A 17,372-nucleotide genomic window follows, 5' to 3' on the forward strand; every position below is an offset into this window, starting at 1 on the left:
GCTGCCGCCGGCGCCCCTCGCCGCGCGCCACGACCTACCGCGCCGGCAGCACCCGCGGATTGCGCAGCACCAGCGCCGAGACCAGCGAGACCAGCACGCCAACCGGGAAGATCTCGGCGAAGGTCATCGGCATGCGCACCAGCGGATTGCGGTACATCGCCTCGAAGGATGCCGCCTCCTCGACCACCCGGGCCAGGTCGGCTCCTTCGACGCCCCTGGCCTTCGCACCTTCGACCATCGAGCTGGCGAAGAACGCGGCGAAGTCCTGGTCCCTCAGCACCAGGCACAGCTCCCAGGCCGCCACGTAGAACAGCCCCGCCACCAGGCTGATCCCCAGGCCCAGCCCGAACGCCGGCCAGAACCGGATCACCCCGCCGCCGGCCTGGTCGCGGTGGTGGCGGATGCCCACGAACACCGCGCTCAGCGCGACCAGCATGCTCGCGAACCCCAGCGCCATGCCGTAGCCACCCGCCGGCGGCTGGCCCTGGAAGGCCAGCATCGTGGCCAGCAAAGCGCCACCGGCGACAAGCCCGGCGATCACGCCGTACTTCAGGAGAGTGCGACCCATGGTGATGTCCTCGATGCGTTGGAAGAAGTCCGGATTGAGCCCGGTTGGCGCGGCCCGGGCAATCGTAGGAAAGGGTGATTCGGCCACCCTCACCCGTTTTCGTCCCGAGGCGTGGGCTTGCCCGGCGGTCGTTCCCTCGCGCGGCTGCACCCTTCACCCCTCGCTGCCGGGCAAGCCCGGCCCTGCGGGATCGCCGGCCACACTTCCTACGGCACCAGTCCCAGCTCCCGTGCCCGCCGCAGCGCATCGGTGCGGCGGCGCGCACCCAACTTCTCGAACAGGCGGGCAACGTGGGTCTTCACCGTGTTGGGCGACACGTGCAGGCGCGCGGCGATCTCCTTGTTCGAATGGCCCGCCGCGATTTCCGCCAGCACCGCCATCTCGCGCGGGCTGATGCCCAGCGCCGCCTGCGCCGGCGGATTGCCGTCGAATGCCGCAGCCGGCCCGCGCCGTCGACCCCACAACCGCGCCCCCAGCCACAGGCCCAGGGCCAGGAAGCCGGCGGCCAGCAGGACGTCATAGACCTGCGCCACATGGCTGCGGACCAGGCGCTGGTAATCCAGCCAGGCCAGCAGACCGGTACCGGCGGCCAGCAACGCGCCATAGAGCACGGCGGGCTTCCACCAGGAGGGCAGGCGCGGACGGGGCGGACGGGACAGCATGGCCGCATGCTAAACCGCAGCGGCGCCGGCCCCATTGCCGACATTGCCTGGCCCTTCCAATGCGCAGCGGGGCTCGAGCGCCATCGCCGGACCCGCCCCGCCTCGCCCATCCGGTTCAATGCAGCGGACGCTGCCCGCCCGGACGCGCGTCCCGGCACCTGCGCAGAAGCTCGCGATGCTCGTTCAGCATCTTCAGCAGCCGGTCTTCCACATGGACCCGGTCCTTGGCCTGCGCATGGCCCAGGATCTCGTGCGCCAGCGCGTCGAACTGCGGCCAGAACTGGGCCGGATGGCGAAGCTGCGTCAGCCACGGCGTGAGCATCGCGGCCAGCCGATCCAGCTCCCGGTCCAGCGAAGCGCGATCGGCGATCACGACGCGCTCCGCGGCCAGCTGACATGCACCTCATGGATGGCGCCATCGTCCACCAGCGCCAGCTCGAAGCCCGCTTGCGCCTGCCCATCGACGCTGAGCCCACCGGCCATGCCATCCACCTGCTCCACCTTGATCCGGTAAACGCTGTCGCCGAAGCGGTACTGCATGCCATAGCCGGGCCAGTCCACCGGCAGGCACGGCTTCAGCGCCAGGCGCTCGCCGATGCGGCGCAGGCCCAGCAGCGATTCCAGCAGCAGCCGGTACATCCATCCGGCCGAGCCGGTGTACCAGGTCCAGCCGCCACGCCCCACGTGCGGCGCCACGGCGTAGACATCGGCCGCCAGCACGTAGGGTTCGACCTTGTAGATCGCCGCCGCCGATGCATCCAGTGCGTGGTTGACCGGGTTGATCATCCGCGCCAGTTCCCAGGCCCGCGACGCATCGCCCTGGTGGGCGAACGCCATCGCCGCCCACACCGCTGCGTGGGTGTACTGGCCTCCGTTCTCGCGCACGCCCGGCACATAGCCGCGGATGTAGCCCGGATCCTTGGGCGTCCTGTCGAACGGCGGGTCCAGCAGCTGGATCAGGCCGGCCTCCGGGCGCACGAGGTGGCGATAGAGCGAATCCAGCGCCTGCTGCGCGCGCTCCGGGCTGGCCACGCCCGACAGCACCGACCAGCTCTGCGAAATCGAATCGATCCGGCATTCGTCGCTCCGGGTGGAGCCCAGCGGGGTGCCATCGTCGAACCAGGCCCGCCGATACCACTCCCCGTCCCAGGCGTGTTCCTCCAGGTTGCCGTGCAGCTGCGCGGCCTGCTCGGCACACCAGGTGGCGAACGCCGCATCGCCGCGCAGGGTCGCCACCTCGCCGAAGCGTCGCAGGGTTTCGTGGAGGAAGAAGCCCAGCCACACGCTCTCGCCGCGGTTGGCCTCGCCGACGCGGTTCATGCCGTCGTTCCAGTCGCCGGTGGCGATCAGCGGCAGGCCGCGCTCGCCGACCAGGCTGCAGCCGCGCCGCAGCGCCAGCACGCAATGCTGGTACAGCGACTGCCGCAAGCGCGAGGACACCGGCAGGTCGTAGTAGCCCTCTTCGTCGGGATTGACCGGACGGCCCTCGACGAAGCCGGCGAGTTCTCCCAGCACGCTGGTGTCGCCGGTCACCTCCAGGTAACGGCACGTGGCCAGCGGCAACCACAGGTAGTCGTCCGAGCAGCGCGTGCGCACGCCGCGCCCTTGCGGTGGATGCCACCAGTGCATCACATCGCCCTGCGGGAACTGGTGCGCGGCACTGAGCAGCAGGTGCTCGCGGGTCAATGCCGGGATCGCATGCAAGGTCGCCATGCTGTCCTGCAGCTGGTCGCGGAAACCGAACGCGCCGCCGGACTGGTAATAGCCGCTGCGCGCGACATAGCGGCAGCCCAGGGTCTGGTACAGCAGCCAGCCGTTGGCCAGCGCATCGACCGACGGATCGGGCGTGCTCACCTGCACGGTGGTCAGCAGCACGCGCCAGTGGATGCGCACCGCATCGAGCGCGTCGTACGCCTGGCCGACACCGCCCACCCGCTGCGCCAGCGCCTGCGCCTCCTCGTAGTCGCGGCCGGCGCCCAGGCGGAACACGGTTTCCTGCGATTGCCCGTCGGCCAGGTCGATCGGCACCTGGATCGCCGCGCACGGATCCAGGCCCACGCCCAGGCGTCCCGACAGTCGCTCGCGTTTCAATGCGGCTGGATCGGCCAGGCTGCCATTGCGGCCGAGGAACTCGCTGCGGTCGGCCGTCCAGCTGCAGTCGCCGGCATCGGTATCGAAGAACGCCACCCGCCCGCCGAACTCGGTGTTGTAGGGATTGCGCGCGAACAGCGCACCGCTGGCTGCATCGCGCTCGCACACCACGTGCATCTGCGACTTGGAGCGCAGGTCGCCCAGCACCCACTCCACGTAACCGGTAGCCGACAGGCGCCGGGTGCGCCCGGACACGTTGCGCAGGCGCAGCACCGAGAACTTCACCGCGTCCTCGACTGCCACGTAGATCCACAGCTCGCTGGCGATGCCGTCTTCTTCGTGCTCGTGGACGGTGTAGCCGAAGCCGTGTCGGGTGCGGTACGCGCCGCGGCCGCGGCACGGCAGCGGCATCGGCGACCAGACCCGCCCGGTCTCCTCGTCGCGCAGGTAGAACGCCTCGCCGCCGGTATCCGACACCGGATCGTTGTGCCAGGGCGTGAGCCGGAACTCGTGCGCGTTCTCGAACCAGGTGTAGCCGGGCGAACTCTCGCTGACCACCGTGCCCAGCCGGGCATTGGCCATCACGTTGGACCACGGCGCCGGCGTGGGCGCGCCTTCGCGCGAGATGACCACGTACTCGCGACCATCGGCGGCGAACGCGCCCAGGCCGTTGTCGAACAGCGTGCCGGTGACCAGCGGCAGGAACGGCCACGGATCGTGCACGCCTTCGTGCTGGTCCTCGTCGTCCCACGCAGGCGCCGGCAACCCCGCATCGGCCGACGCCAGTGGTTCGACCGTGGGTACCGCGGTGCTCTCCGGCAGCTTCGCCGGCAGCGCACGCTCGGGCGATGCGTGGCGACCGACCTGCGCGGCCAGCGTGCCGAGCTCGTCGCTGACGATCACCCGCGCCACCGACTGCAGCAGCACCCGGTCTTCCTGCGACATCAACTGCGCCGGGCGCACGAAGATGCCGCCGGGCAGGTCCAGCACGTTGGAGTCCGGATCGGCCGAAACCATGCCCAGGATCTGGTCCTGCAGCTGCTGGCGGTACCCGCTCTTGCTCTCGTTCCAGATCACCAGGTCCGCGCGCAGGCCCTTGAGCCGCCAGTACGCGTGCGCCTGCACCATCTGCCGGACCAGCTCGATGTTCTCCGCATCGGTGATCTTCAGCAGCACGATCGGCAGGTCGCCGGAGATCGCATGCCCCCACAGGCCGGACTGGCCGCGCTGGTTCTGCAGCAGCACCTCCGTGTCCGCGCGCAGCAGCGGACTGGCGTACAGCACCAGGCCGGCCAGGCGCTCGTACAGCTGCGCCTCGGCCTGGCTGGCGTTGATCTGCCGGCGCACCACCTGGCTGTGGGTCCAGGCCAGGTCGAACACGCGGTCGGCCAGGCGCCGGTCGCGGTACTTGTCGACCAGGCCGGCGCAGGCCTCGCGGTCGCCGCCCACGCCGTAGACCATGTCGACCATGGCGGTCTGTCCGGGCGCCAGCTCGATCCGGCAACGGATCGCCACGACCGGATCGAGCACCGAGCCGTCGGTGTCGGACAACTTCGCCTGGCCGGTCAACGCATCCGGTGCGCGCGGGGTGTTGCCACGGCCGAGGAAACGCGCGCGGTCGGTCTCGTATGAGATCTCGGTGATGTCGGCATCGTGGACCGCGATCAGGTGGAACATCCACGGCGGCACTTCATCGTGCGCGCGCGGCCGGCGCGTGCACAGCAGCGCCTGCTTGGGCCGGACGATTTCGGTCTGCACGAACAGGTTGCTGAAGGCCGGATGCACCTCGTCGGAGATCGCCGGCGCCAGCACCACCTCGGCATAGGTGGTGATCTCGATGGTGCGCGTGCGCCGGCTGCGGTTGCTCAGGCGCAGGCGGCGCAGCTCGATGTCGTCCTCGGCCGAGATCGCCACTTCCAGATGGCTTTCGTAGCCGTTCCTGGTACCACGGAACTCGACCTTGGCATCGGAGAAGATCGCCTCGTACTGGTCCATCGCCACGGCCGTGGGCTGCAGCGCGGTCGACCAGAACTGGCCACTCTCCACATCGCGCAGGTAGCAGAACGTGCCCCAGTGGTCGCGGGTGCCGTCCTCGCGCCAGCGCGTGGTGGCCATGTCGCGATGCCGGCTGTAGCCGCCGCCGGCGTGGGTGAGCATGCCGTGGTAGCGGCCGTTGGACAGCAGCTGCACCTCCGGTCGCGCACTGCCCGGGTTGCGCAGGATCCGCAGCTGGGTCTCGGTTTCGCCCGAGGTCGCGCGCGCGCCCTGCACCTCGGCCTCGTGCGGATGGAACAGCCCGGTCTGCGGGATGCGCTCCTGCAACAGCAGCACCGTGGCCTGGAACTCGGCATCGGCCAGGAAACGCTGCTGCATGGGCTGCCGACGCAGCAGGTAATCCAGCGCCAGGAACCCCATGCCCTGGTGGTGGGCCATGAACGAGCGGATCAGCACGTAGTCCTGGCCGGGCGGCACCCGCGCGGCGGTGTAGTCGACCGCCTCGTACATGCCGAACGCGCCGGAGAAGCCCAGCGCTTCCATCCGTTGCAGGTTCTGGCAGGCCGCCTCGGGCGCGACCATCAGCGCCATCATGCTGGCGTAAGGCGCGATCACCCGGTCCTGGCCCAGGCCGCGCTTGAGGCCGAGCCCGGGTACGCCGAAAGCGCGGTACTGGTAGTTCATCCGCGCATCGACCGCGTTGTAGCCGGACTCGGAGATGCCCCACGGCACGTCCAGGCTGCGGCCGTGCAGGATCTGCGCTTCCACCGCGTGGCGCGCGGTCTGGTCGAGCAGCGTGTCCGGATAGCTGGGCATCACCAGCTGCGGCATCAGGTATTCGAACATCGAGCCGCTCCACGACAGCAGCGTCGCATAGCCATCGACGTCGGTCAGCAGCCGGCCCAGCGCGAACCAGCTCTCCTGCGGCAGCTGGCCCTGGGCGATGCCCACGAAGGTGCACAGCCGTGCCTCGGAGGCGAGCAGGTCGTAGTAGCCGGCGTCCAGGCGATGCTCGTCGAGGTTGTAGCCGATGGCCAGCAGGTGGCGGGCGCGGTCGTACAGGAACCCGTACTCCATCAGCGAGAACTGGCCGGCCATATGCGCCAATCGTTCCAGCTGGTGGATGCGATCGCGTGCGCGCATGCCTGCGGTCGATTGCGGCGCGTACGCATGCAACGCGCGCAGGCTGGGCATGGGCGCACTGGATTCGTCGGCGCCGGCGCCATCGCTGGCCAGCAGGTCGGGCATGAAGAACAGCAGCTCGGCATGCGCGGCCTGGCAGCCCTCCAGCAGCGCGACCGGCCAGTCGCGCTGGCCATCGACCGGCGCCAGTGCTGCGGGCCATGCAGCCACGATCGCTTCGGCATGCGCCATCAACTGGGCGAGCCGGCGCTCGGCCTGGCCGACCGCATGCGTGCGCTGCTCCAGTGCAGGCGCAAGCACCTCGCGGAATCCGGACAGCGCGGCGGTCAGTGCATCGGCCTGCGGATCGCTGGCGAGTGGACGCCTGGCCAGTTCGTCCTCCAGTACGCCCAGCGTGTCGGCCAGGCCACGGAACGTATGCGGCGCCAGCACCGGCGCATCGGCCAGCGCGAGCAGACCCTGGCGCAGGGTCAACAGGTGCCCGGCCAGGTTGCCGCTGTCCACGGTGGAGATGTAGCGCGGCGGCAGCGGCTGCAGGGTCTGGGTGTCGTACCAGTTGCAGAAATGGCCGCGATGCCGCGGCAATTCTTCCAGCGTGCCGAACACCCGCTGCGTGCGCTCCATCACCGCGCCCACCTGCGCATAACCGAAGTCGTACGCCGACAGGTTGGCCAGCAGCGACAGGCCGATGTTGGTCGGCGAAGTGCGCCGCGCCACCACCAGCGACGGATGCTCCTGGATGTTGTCCGGCGGAAGCCAGTGGTCCTCGGCGCGCACCCACGTTTCGAAGAACGCCCAGGTCCGCCGCGCCAGGCGGCCCAGGAACGCCCGCTGCGTGCCGGACAGTTCCGCGCCCTGCGTCCGCGGCGGCCAGCCCAGCCACGCCATCAGTCCCGGCGACAGCAGCCACAGCAACAGCAATGGCGTGGCCACCGGCAATACGCCCGGGCGCACCCATGCCAGCACCGCGGCCACGCCCAGCGCGAAGAGCGGCGCCAGCGCCATGCTGCGCCACTCGGCGCTGCGGTCGCTGCCCAGGCTGCGCTCCACTTCACTGGACGGGTTCCATTGCAGCAGGTGGCGACGGCTGAGCAGCAGCCGCCAGAGCGTGCGTGCGATCGCCAGCAGGTTGACCGACGCTTCGTACGGCAGGCAGGCCAGCGTCACCACCGCACGCTGCAGTTGGCGCAGGCTGTCCTTGCCCACCTGGGCCAGGTGCGTTTCCCACGGCATGTCCAGCGGCAGCGCAATCATGTTGCGCAGCGCCTGCAGCAGTACCGGCAGCAGCCACAAGCCCAGCACCGCCGTCGTCCATGCCAGCGGCTGCGGCGACCACGCCCAGCCCAGCAGCAGCAACGCGACGGCCGCCGGTGCGACCAGGCTGCGGCGCAGGTTGTCCAGCAGCTTGCCGCGCGAGAGCCAGCTCAGCGGATTGCGTTCGAACCCGCCGCCACGGCGCGGCACCCACGGCAGCAGCCATGGCAGCAGCTGCCAGTCGCCGCGGATCCAGCGCGCCCGGCGCTTGATGTCGGCGGCATAGCGCTCGGGATATTCCTCGTACAGGCGCACGTCGCTGACCAGGCCGGCGCGCGCGTAGCAGCCTTCGAGCAGGTCGTGGCTGAGGATAGCGTTGTCCGGGAAGCGGTCGCCCAGCGCGTACTCGAACGCATCCACGTCGTAGATGCCCTTGCCGACGAACGAGCCCTCGCCGAACAGGTCCTGGTACACGTCCGAGACGGTGCGCGTGTAGGGATCGATACCCGGCTCGCTGCCGAACAGGCGTGCATAGCGCGAACTGCGCCGCCCGCCCAGGCTGGTGCCGACGCTGGGCTGGAGGATGCCGTAGCCCTCCACCACCCGGCGCCGGGCCACGTCGAAGCGCGGCCGGTTGAGCGGATGGGCCAGGGTGGCGACGAACTCGCGCGCCGCATCGCGCGGCAGCCGCGTATCGGTATCCAGGGTGATGACGTAGCGCACCTGCGCCAGCGGCTCGATCTTGCCGACCACGCGCATGAACGCGCCCTCATCGCCCCCGCGCAGCAGCCGGTTGAGCGCGGCCAGCTTGCCGCGCTTGCGCTCGTGACCCATCCAGCGGCGCTCGCGCGGGTTCCATTCGCGCGCCCGGTGCAGCAGGAAGAACCGGTCGCCCTGCTCGGGCGCATAACGGTCGTTGAGCCGCTCGATCTGCCGGGCCGCATGCCCCAGCATCTCCCCGTCGCCGGGCATCGCTTCCTGGTCGGCGTCCAGGAAGTCGGTGAGCAGGGCGAAGTGCAGCTGCGTGTCGCGGTTGGCGAGGAAGCGCACCTCCAGCCCTTCGACCAGCGCATCGATCGAATCGGCGCTGGACAGCATGCTCGGCACCACCACCAGGGTGCGGAACTGGACCGGGATGCCGCGCGAGAAATCCATCCGCGGCAACGGGCGTGGCGGTACTCGCAGGGTGGCCGTCCAGTTGACCAGGGCGATGCCCAGCTCGCTGAACACCACCACCGCCAATGCAGCGGCCAGCCATACCGGTATCGGCCCGGTGCCGGCCGACAGCAGGCCCCAGGTGCTGATCGCGATGACCACCGCGATCGGCAGCAGGTAGGCCGGCAGGCGCACGCGGCGCGGTGGCAGGCGCGCGGGCCGGTAGCGCGGGGCGGCCGCGGCGACCTCGGCCTGGGTCTGCGCCACGCCGTCGTCCAGCAGGTAGTAGCCCACGTGCGCACGGCGGTCCTGTGGATCAGTGTCGGCGACGGCCTGGGCCAGGCGCAGCGCCACCGCGGCCACTTCCGGCTCGGACGCGCGGCTGCGGCGGGCGATCTTCTCCACCACGTGCCGATACGCGTCGCGGGTGCTGAAATCCATCAGCGCATAGGTCCCGGCCGGATCGGTGCCCAGCGCGTGCTCGACCACGCTCATCTCTTCGACGAACTGGCGCCAGTCCATGTTGGCCAGGAAGCGCAGGCTGCCGATGCTGTTGCTGATCGAGACCTGGTCGGCGGCCTGCTGCTGGCTCTCGCCGTGGACCAGTTCCTCGATGCGATGGCCGCCCTCGGCGGCCCACTGGTCCAGCCACGACAGCGGCATCGCCAGCACCGAGCCCTGCCCTTGCAGCGCCCGGGTCAGCTCGGAGACGAACGCCCCGGTCAACGGCGGCCGCGAGCGCGCCATGTCGGCGACCACCAGGACCACGTCCACCGGGTTCCGCGCGGCGGTGCTGTTGAGCGCCTCCACCCACATGCTGGCCAGCTGCCGGTCGGCGCCGTCGCGCATCACCCCGGCCGCCATGCGCCGCAGGTTGTCGATCAATGCCAGCCTGAGCATGATCGGCACGGCCCACAATTCACCCAGCCGCAGCGGCGTGACCTCCTGGTAGGCGGCAACGAAGCGGCTGATGGCCTCCGCATCGACCCGTCCGTCGCCGTGCGCGATCGCCTGCAGGGACAGGTCGTAGACCCGCGGCAGCCCGGCCGACGGCCCCTGCGCCAGCGTCGGGAGCTGCTGGCTGTAGGCCCTGGGCAGATGCCTGCGCGCGGTGTGGATCTGCTCCTGGATCAGGTAGAAGTTGTCCAGCAGCCACTCGCCCGCCGGCGTGATCCGCATGTCGTCCTGGACCATGCGCGTGAGCAGGTCGCTGGCGTCGTCGAGCAGGCGTTCGTTCTCCTGCAGCCGATCGAGCAGCCTTACCGGCCCCGGCCGCGGCTGCAGGTGATGCATCCGTGCCAGCGCCCGTCCGTGCAGCTCCATCTGCTCGACGTTGAACAACGCCGAGCGCAGCGGCTCTTCGACCATGGGCACCGGGGCGGCGGCCGCGCGACGGATGCGCCAAAGGCGCCGCAGACGACGGCGCAAGCGCAGCCAGCGACCGAACATTCGGCGCGATTGGGGCATGGAGCATCCGTGGGAGAAGCAGGTGATGCCTCGGGCTTCATCCTCGCACCGCCGTGGCAACCGTCGCGTGAAAGCGGCGTCGCGCGGCGTGTGGCACATGAACGGAACCGCCGCTCCGGTTTGCTATTGCGCCGGCATGGGCATACCGTGGCGATGCTGAGTTACAAGGGTCACTCGAATCCGTGACCCGATGCCGTCGACATCGCTCCACTGCACCGTTGCACCCATTCCCTCCTTGCAGCCAGCGTCCTGCCGCATAAGCGGCTTTTTTCCATGCTCCAAGGAGATACACCATGTCCCAGACCCAGACCGGCACCGTGAAGTGGTTCAACGACGCCAAGGGCTTCGGCTTCATCACCCCGGAAAGCGGCCCGGACCTTTTCGTCCACCACAATTCCATCCAGTCCTCGGGCTTCCGCAGCCTGCAGGAAGGCCAGCGCGTGCAGTTCGTCGCCGTGCAGGGCCAGAAGGGCATGCAGGCCGACCAGGTCCAGCCGCTCTGACCGCAGCCTTCACCGGCTGATGGAAGCGGCCGTCCGGCGCAAGCCGGACATCCGCACGAAAAAGCCCGGCGCATGCCGGGCTTTTTTCTTGCCTGTCGCCGCGGCCATCGCCGTTCATTCCAGCTGCATCGGGATTCCCCGCGCGCGGTCGCGGCTGTAATCGATGCGCAGCGCCCGGCAGTGCGGGCCGTTCATGACGAAGCGCCGGCACGCCTCCGGGCGATGTTCGTAGATGCCACAGTTCATGTGTTCATGGTCCAGCGCCGCGCACCAGCCGGACGCACCCTGGGCCATGACCCGCACGCCGGTCGGCAACTGGGCGACCAGGTGTTCGGGGATGTCGTCCCCGGGCTGCAGCACCACCGTCAGCTGGCAGCACAGCGCGACACAGCGCTCGCACTGGGTGCCGGGCGTGGGCAGCGGCAGGCGGTTCATCCCGCCCCGGCCCCGTCGCGGGTGTAGTGCAGCAGCCGGCCCCGGTATGGCGCCTCGTCGCGATCGTCCATCGGGCAGCGCTCCTCGGCCATGCCGAATCCACGCGCCTCCAGCAGGCGGCTGAAGCGCGCGCTGTTGCCGCGGCCCGGATCGGTCACCAGCACCTCCGCCGCCGGATACGCATGGCGGTCGACCACGCCGGCCAGCAGCGCGGCCTGGTCGGTCTCGTACAGCACGTCGCTGGCGATGATCAGGTCGAAGTGGCCCAGCGCCGGCAGCGGCGCGTCCCAGCGCAACTGGCGGTAGTGCACCACCGGCAGCGCGTTGAGCGCGGCGTTGTAGGCCAGGAACGGTTCGGCCAGCGGATGCATGTCCGAGGCGATGACGTCGGCGCCGCGCTGCTGCAGGACCAGGCTGGCCAGGCCGATGCCGCAGCCCAGTTCCAGCACCCGCTTGCCGGCGATGTCGAAGCGCTGCATCGCCTGCGCCAGCAGGCGCCCGGCCGGCCACAGCTGGCCGAACAGGCTCCATTGCGCCGAGGAGATGCCGAGGCGGTCGGCATGCCCGTCGGGATCGGAGAACTGCTGCTTGTCGCTGAGCACGCGCAACCGCCAGGCGTGCCCGCCGATGGAGAGGGATTCATTGCGGGTGGTGTAACCGGGCATGGAGGCTCCCGTCAGGCGCCACCCCGCGAAAGCAGGATGGGACACGCATGAAAGGGAGCGAAGCGAGGGCCAGGCGAGTGCGGCGTGGCCGTGCGGAGCGCGCGAGGCAGGCCAAGGGACCTGCGCGCCCATCGTACTCCATGCGTCCCCCGACGAGCCGACGGGCCGCCTGCGTACCCGCGCGCGTGAACGCGCCGTGGAGGTTCAGGTCGTGCAACCCCCGAAGCCGGCGGCGTCGCGGAATTGACGCGATGTGCGCCAATTCGTCACACGGTCTCCCGCAGGCGCGGAGTACACAGAAGCCCCCCCGAGGAGGACACACCCATGGCGAAGAAAGTCGATTCCGCCCAAGTCACCGAACTGCTGCTGCAGGCGCTGGAAACCGAGCGCGGCGGCATCAAGATCTACACCGCCGCGATCAAGGCCGCGCAGAACGAAGACCTCAAGAAGGAATGGGGCGAGTACCTGGACGAGACCCGCACCCACGAGAAGGTGCTGACCACGGTCTTCACCGAACTGGGCCTGGATACCGAAGCCAGCAGCCCGGGCCGGGAGATCGTCGCCCATCACGGCAAATCGCTGGTGGCCGCGATCGAAATGGCGATCGCCAAGGCCACCCCGGAGGCCGCCGAACTGGTCGCCGCCGAATGCGTGGTGCTGGCCGAAACCAAGGACCACCAGAACTGGGAACTGATCGGCCGCGTCGCCGACCAGGGCGGCCCCCACGCCAAGGTGCTCAAGGCCGCGCACGATGCGGTCGAACAGGACGAGGACCACCACCTCTACCACACGATGGGCTGGTGCCGGGAACTGTGGATCCAGAGCCTGGGCATGCCCGCGGTGCTGCCGCCGCCGGAAGAAGAGAAGAAGGTCGAGACCGCGATCGGCGCGGCGCGCGCCGAGCAGGCGCGCGAGGAATACCTGTAAGCGACGGACCGGGGCGCAGCCGCCATCCTTCGGCTGCGCTTCGCTGCCCATGCAGGCGGATGCAGCGGGCACGCTTGCGCTGGGGCAAGCGATACGCACGCCGATGGACCTGGCTCTCCTGGCCGCGGCCTGCAACGCTTCGGCGGGCGTTGGATATTCGGCGACGTGATCGCGCGTCGTTACCACGCGTGACGTGCGCGCCTGCCTGATCGCGACGGGAATCAGCTTCGTACCGAGTGCCGCCAGCGCCCCCGGCGTGGCCTTCCACCTTCGCATCGATGCCGGCCCCGCGTCCCTCACGCACCTCACTCACGGCGACGCAATGTGCTCCGCCGCCGGCCCCGCACCCCGCACCCGCGCGACGGCCGCGCGCAGGTCATCCAGCCCGTACGGCTTGCGCAGGATCTCGATGCCAAGTTTCGCGGCTTCGTCGCCACCGGCGCCGGCAAACCCGCTGGTGAGCAGCACCGGCAGTTCCGGCCGGCGCTGGCGGATCTCGCGGGCCAGGTCGATGCCGCTGGTGCCGCCGGGCATCATGATGTCGGAGAACACGAACGCCATCTGGCGGTTGTTGGCCAGCGCACCCAGCGCGGCCTTCGCGCTCGCCGCGTGGATCACCTCGTAGCCGATGCCGTGCAGCAGCTCCTCGACGAACGCGGCCACCTCGGCGTCGTCTTCCACCAGCAGGACGCAATCGGTCGAGCTGCCGGTTGCCTCGGCCACGTGCGACTCGAGCCCGGCGCTGGCGGTCGGTGCCTGGTGCGAGCGCGGCAGGCGCAGGGTGATCGTCGCCCCCTGGCCGGGCTCGGAATCGATCGCCACCGAGCCGCCGGACTGGCGCGCAAACCCATAGACCTGGGCCAGGCCCAGACCCGAACCCTTGCCCACGTCCTTGGTGGTGAAGAACGGTTCGAACACCCGCGCCTGCACCTCCTCGCTCATGCCCGAGCCGGTATCGCGGATCGCCAGGTGCACGAACTCCCCGGTCTCGTTGATCGCGTCCTCCACGACGTTGCGGCCGCTGATGGTGATGGTTCCGCTGCCGGCCATCGCGTCTCGCGCGTTCACCGCCAGGTTGAGGATCGCCAGTTCCAGTTCGCCCGGGTCGACGAGCACCGGCCACAGGTCCGGCGACAGCTCCAGCTGCAGGCGGATGTCGCCACGCAGGCTGCCGTGCAGCAGCTCGGCCATGTCGCCGACCAGCCTGGGCAGGTGGACGGTCTCGGGCCGCAGCGCGCGGCTGCGCGAGAACGCCAGCAGCTGCCGGGTCAGCCCGGCACCGCGCTGGGTGGCCTGGCGCATGCCGCGCAGCATCCGTTCGCGGCGCTCGGGGCGGTCGCTCATCTCCAGCATTTCCAGGCCGGCGGAGATGACCATCAGGATGTTGTTGAAATCGTGGGCGACGCCACCGGTCAGCTGGCCCAGCGATTCCAGCTTCTGCGTGTGGCGCAGGGATTCCTCCACGCGGGCGCGCTCGGCCATCTCGTCGCGCAGCTGCAGGTTGACCGCCTGCAGCTGCGCGGTGCGCTGTTCCACCAGCGCCTCCAGGCTGGCGGCCGCGGCCGCGCGCGCCTGCATGAAATCGCGGATCTCCAGCTGGCGCTTGCGCGCGCGCAGCGCCGCCTGCATCACGCTGACCAGGGTGATCGGTTCCACCGGTCGCTCGATCAGCGAGACGTTGCCCAGCCGCGCGACCTGGTCGCGTCGCCACGCGGTCACCTGCGGATGGCGATGGCGGCTGCTGAGCATGGCGATCGGCAGGTCCGACCACGGCGGCTGCGCAGCGACCCAGCCGGCAAGCCGGTCCAGGTCGTGGCCGAACAGCCCTTCCTCGGCTACGAACGCCGCGCCGGCGCCTTCGCCCAGGCCGGCCAGCAGCGCGTCGTAGTCCGCGCAGATACACGCGACGATGTCCGCGCGGGCGAGCAGGTCGGCCACCGTGGTCGCATCGCGTCCGATCGGGGCCAGCACCAGTACCCGCCGGCCGATCTCCTCAGTCGCTTGCACGGGAGTCACCTTGCAACAGGGGCTCCGCGCTGCCGATGTAGGAAGGTGTACCGGAGAAGATTCCGCTGAACTCGCGCAACGGCGGGCCCAGCGACAGTCCCTGGTGGCTCAGGCCGAACTCGCGGATGGTGTGCTCGTGGTCGCCGCTGCGCTTCTTGACCACCGACAGCGCCCGCCGCACCACGCCGCCATGTTCGAAGTAGCGCAGCATCAGCACCGCGTCGCTGAGGTAACTGATGTCCAGCGGCGTCTCGATCGGCCCGACCAGCCCGTGCTGGGCCAGCACCAGGATGGTCAGCACGCCCTGCTGGGCCAGGTAGCTGAGCAGCTCGTGCATCTGCAGGATCAGGAAGCGCCCGTCCGGCATCGCGTTGAGGTAGCCGTTGAGGCTGTCGATCACCACCACGCGCGCGTGGTCGCGGTCCACGCGCTGGCGCACGATCGCTGCGAACTCGCCCGGCGACATCTCCGCCGGGTCGATCTGCTGGAACAGGATCTTTCCGCTGTCGAGGGCCGGCTGCAGCGGCAGCCCCAGGGTCCTGGCGCGGGCCTCGATGGTGCCGCGGCCCTCGTCGAAGGCGAAGATCGCCGCCATCTCGCCGCGCTGCGCGGCGGTGATGGCATAGGTCAGCGCCAGCGACGACTTGCCCACGCCGGCGGCGCCGATCAGCAGGGCGTTGGTGCCGCGTTCCAGGCCGCCGCCCAGCAGCCGGTCCAGCTCGGCATTGCCGCTGGGGGTGAACTCGCCGATGAACTGCGCGTGGTGCTCAGCCGCGACCAGGCGCGGATAGATCTGCAATCCGCCCTGCACGATCTTCATGTCGTGGAAGCCGCCGCGGAAGCCGATGCCGCGCATCTTGACCACGCGCAGGCGGCGGCGCTCGGAGCCGTAGTCGATGGCCAGCTGCTCCAGCAGCACCACGCCGTGGCAGATCGAATGCAGCTGCAGGTCGTTCTCCTGCGAGCTCATGTCGTCGAGCATGATCACCGTGCACTGGCGGCGAGCGAAGAAGTGCTTGAGCGCCAGCACCTGGCGCCGGTAGCGCAGCGAGTTCTGCGCCAGCAGGCGCAGCTCGGACAGGCTGTCGATCACCACCCGGGTCGGGCTGGTGTCGGCGATGCGGTCCAGGATCAGCTTGGTGGTCTCGGCCAGCTCCACCTCGGCCGGATGCAGCACGGTGATCTCGCGGCCCGGATCGAGCGTGGTCTCCGGCGGCACCAGCTCGAAGATGTCCACGCCGGCCAGGTCCCAGCCGTGGCGGCTGGCGACCAGGTTGAGCTCGCTCTCGGTCTCCGACAGGGAGATGTAGAGCACCCGCTCGCCGTTGCGCGCGCCTTCCAGCAGGAACTCCAGCGCCAGGGTGGTCTTGCCGGTGCCCGGCCGACCCTCGTAGAGGTACATGCGGTTGGCGTCGACGCCCCCGCCGAGGATGTCGTCCAGTCCCGCATTGCCCGTGGAGATCCGCGAGACGTTGTCAGTCGTGGCGCTGGAACCGCTTTGCATGGTGACTCCTTTGTCCTGCCCGGATCCGCAGCGGCGTCCGCTGCTGGACCCTCGATGCCGGTGCGTGCCAGGCGGGAGACTCCCCACCGCCGGTCGACCGTTGCGGCGCGACCCGGGTGCATGACCCGGATAACGGGGGCCCCGTGTACGACGTCGGCGTCCCGTTGACGACTATGAACGGGCAGGCGTGAAGGCGGCATGGGCGCCGCGCGACACGCGCCGATCGTCGCAACGCACGCTACAGCCGCTCCACCGCGCTCGCGCGGATCAGCACCGTGTCCTGGCGGAAGCGCCGTTGCAGGTCTTCGCGGTAGGCCGCCCACCAGCCGTGGTCGACGTGCTCGGCCATCACCTCCAGCAGCACGACCTCGTCGCGCTGCACCGCGCCGCGGTCGTCCTCCCATGCTCCCGCCGCGGGCGAACGCAGGAACGCGGTGACGCCACCGAAGCGTTCGGTAAGTTCGGTGCGGACCCGGTCGTAGAGCGCCTTCGGGAAGGCGCTGCCGGCGTTGTCGTAGAGCGGCAGGAAGAGCTGGACGAGGTGCATCACGGATGGCCTGTTGCGCGGGATGTCTCAGCCGCCGGCCAGGCCGCCGCCGGCGCGGCCGGGCAAGGCGCCCTTCTTTTCCGCGTCCGGATCGTCCAGGTCGCCAACCTCGCTGTCGACGCCGGCCTTGGGATCGGGACGGCCAGCGTTGTCGGATTGACTCTGCGCGTCAGGCTTCTTTCCGTCCTGCGGCGTGGCCTGCGGACGTGGATGCGGCTTCTGGTCGCCGCCGACCGGCCGGTCATGGCCACCCTGCTCGCGCCGCACCTGCGTTTCCGATGCCGACGGCTGCCGGCGGTGGTCTTCCAGCGCGCCGTCCTGGCGCTGCTCCGACGTTTCCTGCCGTGCTTCCTGCTCGCTCCGGCGCTCTCCGCCTGCGCCGTCCTTCTGCCCGCTGCCCGTCCCGCTGTCGATTGCCATGATGGTTCCTGGTGGGCGCGGCGATGCGC

General features: G+C 70.0%; 12 protein-coding genes. 2 read left to right on the forward strand and 10 right to left on the reverse strand.

Annotation, left to right across the window (positions count from 1 at the left end):
- Nucleotides 1-34: 34 nt before the first annotated feature.
- The 4 genes from MNQ95_RS01875 to MNQ95_RS01890 all read right to left on the reverse strand — a co-directional run bounded on the left by MNQ95_RS01875 (nt 35) and on the right by MNQ95_RS01890 (nt 10,236).
- On the reverse strand, nt 35-568 hold the full coding sequence (locus MNQ95_RS01875) for a DUF4199 domain-containing protein (protein ID WP_241953640.1): 534 nt from the start codon (nt 566-568) through the stop codon (nt 35-37).
- Nucleotides 569-774: 206 nt separating this feature from the next.
- On the reverse strand, nt 775-1,230 hold the full coding sequence (locus tag MNQ95_RS15815; RefSeq protein ID WP_162411156.1) for a helix-turn-helix transcriptional regulator: 456 nt from the start codon (nt 1,228-1,230) through the stop codon (nt 775-777).
- A 115-nt stretch (nt 1,231-1,345) separates the two neighbouring features.
- Nucleotides 1,346-1,603, reverse strand: coding sequence for a hypothetical protein (locus MNQ95_RS01885; RefSeq protein WP_241953641.1), 258 nt, complete (start codon nt 1,601-1,603; stop codon nt 1,346-1,348).
- Nucleotides 1,600-10,236: a glycoside hydrolase family 94 protein gene (locus tag MNQ95_RS01890; protein WP_241953642.1), complete on the reverse strand. Its 8,637-nt coding sequence runs from the start codon at nt 10,234-10,236 to the stop codon at nt 1,600-1,602. Before MNQ95_RS01890 ends, MNQ95_RS01885 begins: the two co-directional genes overlap by 4 nt.
- A gap of 392 nt (nt 10,237-10,628) precedes the next feature.
- On the opposite strand from MNQ95_RS01890, the gene MNQ95_RS01895 reads away from it, so the two are divergent.
- Nucleotides 10,629-10,838, forward strand: a complete 210-nt coding sequence (locus tag MNQ95_RS01895; protein ID WP_052630207.1) for a cold-shock protein — start codon at nt 10,629-10,631, stop codon at nt 10,836-10,838.
- Between the two features lie 114 nt (nt 10,839-10,952).
- Here the strand turns inward: MNQ95_RS01895 and MNQ95_RS01900 are convergent, their stop codons facing one another.
- Together MNQ95_RS01900 and MNQ95_RS01905 are read right to left on the reverse strand one after the other, a co-directional pair.
- Complete coding sequence (locus MNQ95_RS01900; RefSeq protein ID WP_162411158.1) at nt 10,953-11,273, reverse strand: YkgJ family cysteine cluster protein; 321 nt, start codon at nt 11,271-11,273, stop codon at nt 10,953-10,955.
- The gene (locus MNQ95_RS01905; protein WP_241953643.1) at nt 11,270-11,938 is read right to left on the reverse strand and encodes a class I SAM-dependent methyltransferase; all 669 of its coding nucleotides are present in this window, start codon (nt 11,936-11,938) and stop codon (nt 11,270-11,272) included. The genes MNQ95_RS01900 and MNQ95_RS01905 overlap by 4 nt, the downstream gene beginning before the upstream one ends.
- 324 nt (nt 11,939-12,262) lie before the next feature.
- On the opposite strand from MNQ95_RS01905, the gene MNQ95_RS01910 reads away from it, so the two are divergent.
- Entirely contained in the window at nt 12,263-12,865 is a 603-nt protein-coding gene (locus MNQ95_RS01910; RefSeq protein WP_162411160.1) for a ferritin family protein, read from the forward strand.
- Between the two features lie 309 nt (nt 12,866-13,174).
- Here MNQ95_RS01910 and MNQ95_RS01915 read toward each other — a convergent pair whose 3' ends face one another.
- The 4 genes from MNQ95_RS01915 to MNQ95_RS01930 form a co-directional block, all read right to left on the reverse strand.
- Nucleotides 13,175-14,872: an ATP-binding protein gene (locus MNQ95_RS01915; protein WP_241953644.1), complete on the reverse strand. Its 1,698-nt coding sequence runs from the start codon at nt 14,870-14,872 to the stop codon at nt 13,175-13,177.
- On the reverse strand, nt 14,859-16,376 hold the full coding sequence (locus MNQ95_RS01920) for an ATPase domain-containing protein (protein WP_241953645.1): 1,518 nt from the start codon (nt 16,374-16,376) through the stop codon (nt 14,859-14,861). The genes MNQ95_RS01915 and MNQ95_RS01920 overlap by 14 nt, the downstream gene beginning before the upstream one ends.
- A gap of 238 nt (nt 16,377-16,614) precedes the next feature.
- Nucleotides 16,615-16,923, reverse strand: coding sequence for a hypothetical protein (locus MNQ95_RS01925; RefSeq protein ID WP_162411170.1), 309 nt, complete (start codon nt 16,921-16,923; stop codon nt 16,615-16,617).
- 27 nt (nt 16,924-16,950) lie between these two features.
- Nucleotides 16,951-17,343 carry a hypothetical protein gene (locus tag MNQ95_RS01930; protein WP_241954459.1) on the reverse strand — a complete coding sequence of 131 codons (393 nt, stop codon included), beginning with the start codon at nt 17,341-17,343 and terminating at the stop codon, nt 16,951-16,953.
- Between the last annotated feature and the right edge of the window lie 29 nt (nt 17,344-17,372).

Origin of the sequence: Pseudoxanthomonas daejeonensis, from assembly GCF_022637495.1 — a bacterium.
GTDB lineage: Bacteria > Pseudomonadota > Gammaproteobacteria > Xanthomonadales > Xanthomonadaceae > Pseudoxanthomonas > Pseudoxanthomonas daejeonensis.

What these genes read in the sequence shown, in the direction of transcription:
- MNQ95_RS01890 (WP_241953642.1), bottom strand. Translation starts at nt 10,236, where the DNA reads ATGGTCGAAGAGCCGCTGCGCTCGGCGTTGTTCAACGTCGAGCAGATG.
- MNQ95_RS01900 (WP_162411158.1), bottom strand. Translation starts at nt 11,273, where the DNA reads ATGAACCGCCTGCCGCTGCCCACGCCCGGCACCCAGTGCGAGCGCTGT.
- MNQ95_RS01910 (WP_162411160.1), top strand. Translation starts at nt 12,263, where the DNA reads ATGGCGAAGAAAGTCGATTCCGCCCAAGTCACCGAACTGCTGCTGCAG.
- MNQ95_RS01905 (WP_241953643.1), bottom strand. Translation starts at nt 11,938, where the DNA reads ATGCCCGGTTACACCACCCGCAATGAATCCCTCTCCATCGGCGGGCAC.
- MNQ95_RS01925 (WP_162411170.1), bottom strand. Translation starts at nt 16,923, where the DNA reads ATGCACCTCGTCCAGCTCTTCCTGCCGCTCTACGACAACGCCGGCAGC.
- MNQ95_RS15815 (WP_162411156.1), bottom strand. Translation starts at nt 1,230, where the DNA reads ATGCTGTCCCGTCCGCCCCGTCCGCGCCTGCCCTCCTGGTGGAAGCCC.
- MNQ95_RS01920 (WP_241953645.1), bottom strand. Translation starts at nt 16,376, where the DNA reads ATGCAAAGCGGTTCCAGCGCCACGACTGACAACGTCTCGCGGATCTCC.
- MNQ95_RS01930 (WP_241954459.1), bottom strand. Translation starts at nt 17,343, where the DNA reads ATGGCAATCGACAGCGGGACGGGCAGCGGGCAGAAGGACGGCGCAGGC.
- MNQ95_RS01895 (WP_052630207.1), top strand. Translation starts at nt 10,629, where the DNA reads ATGTCCCAGACCCAGACCGGCACCGTGAAGTGGTTCAACGACGCCAAG.
- MNQ95_RS01875 (WP_241953640.1), bottom strand. Translation starts at nt 568, where the DNA reads ATGGGTCGCACTCTCCTGAAGTACGGCGTGATCGCCGGGCTTGTCGCC.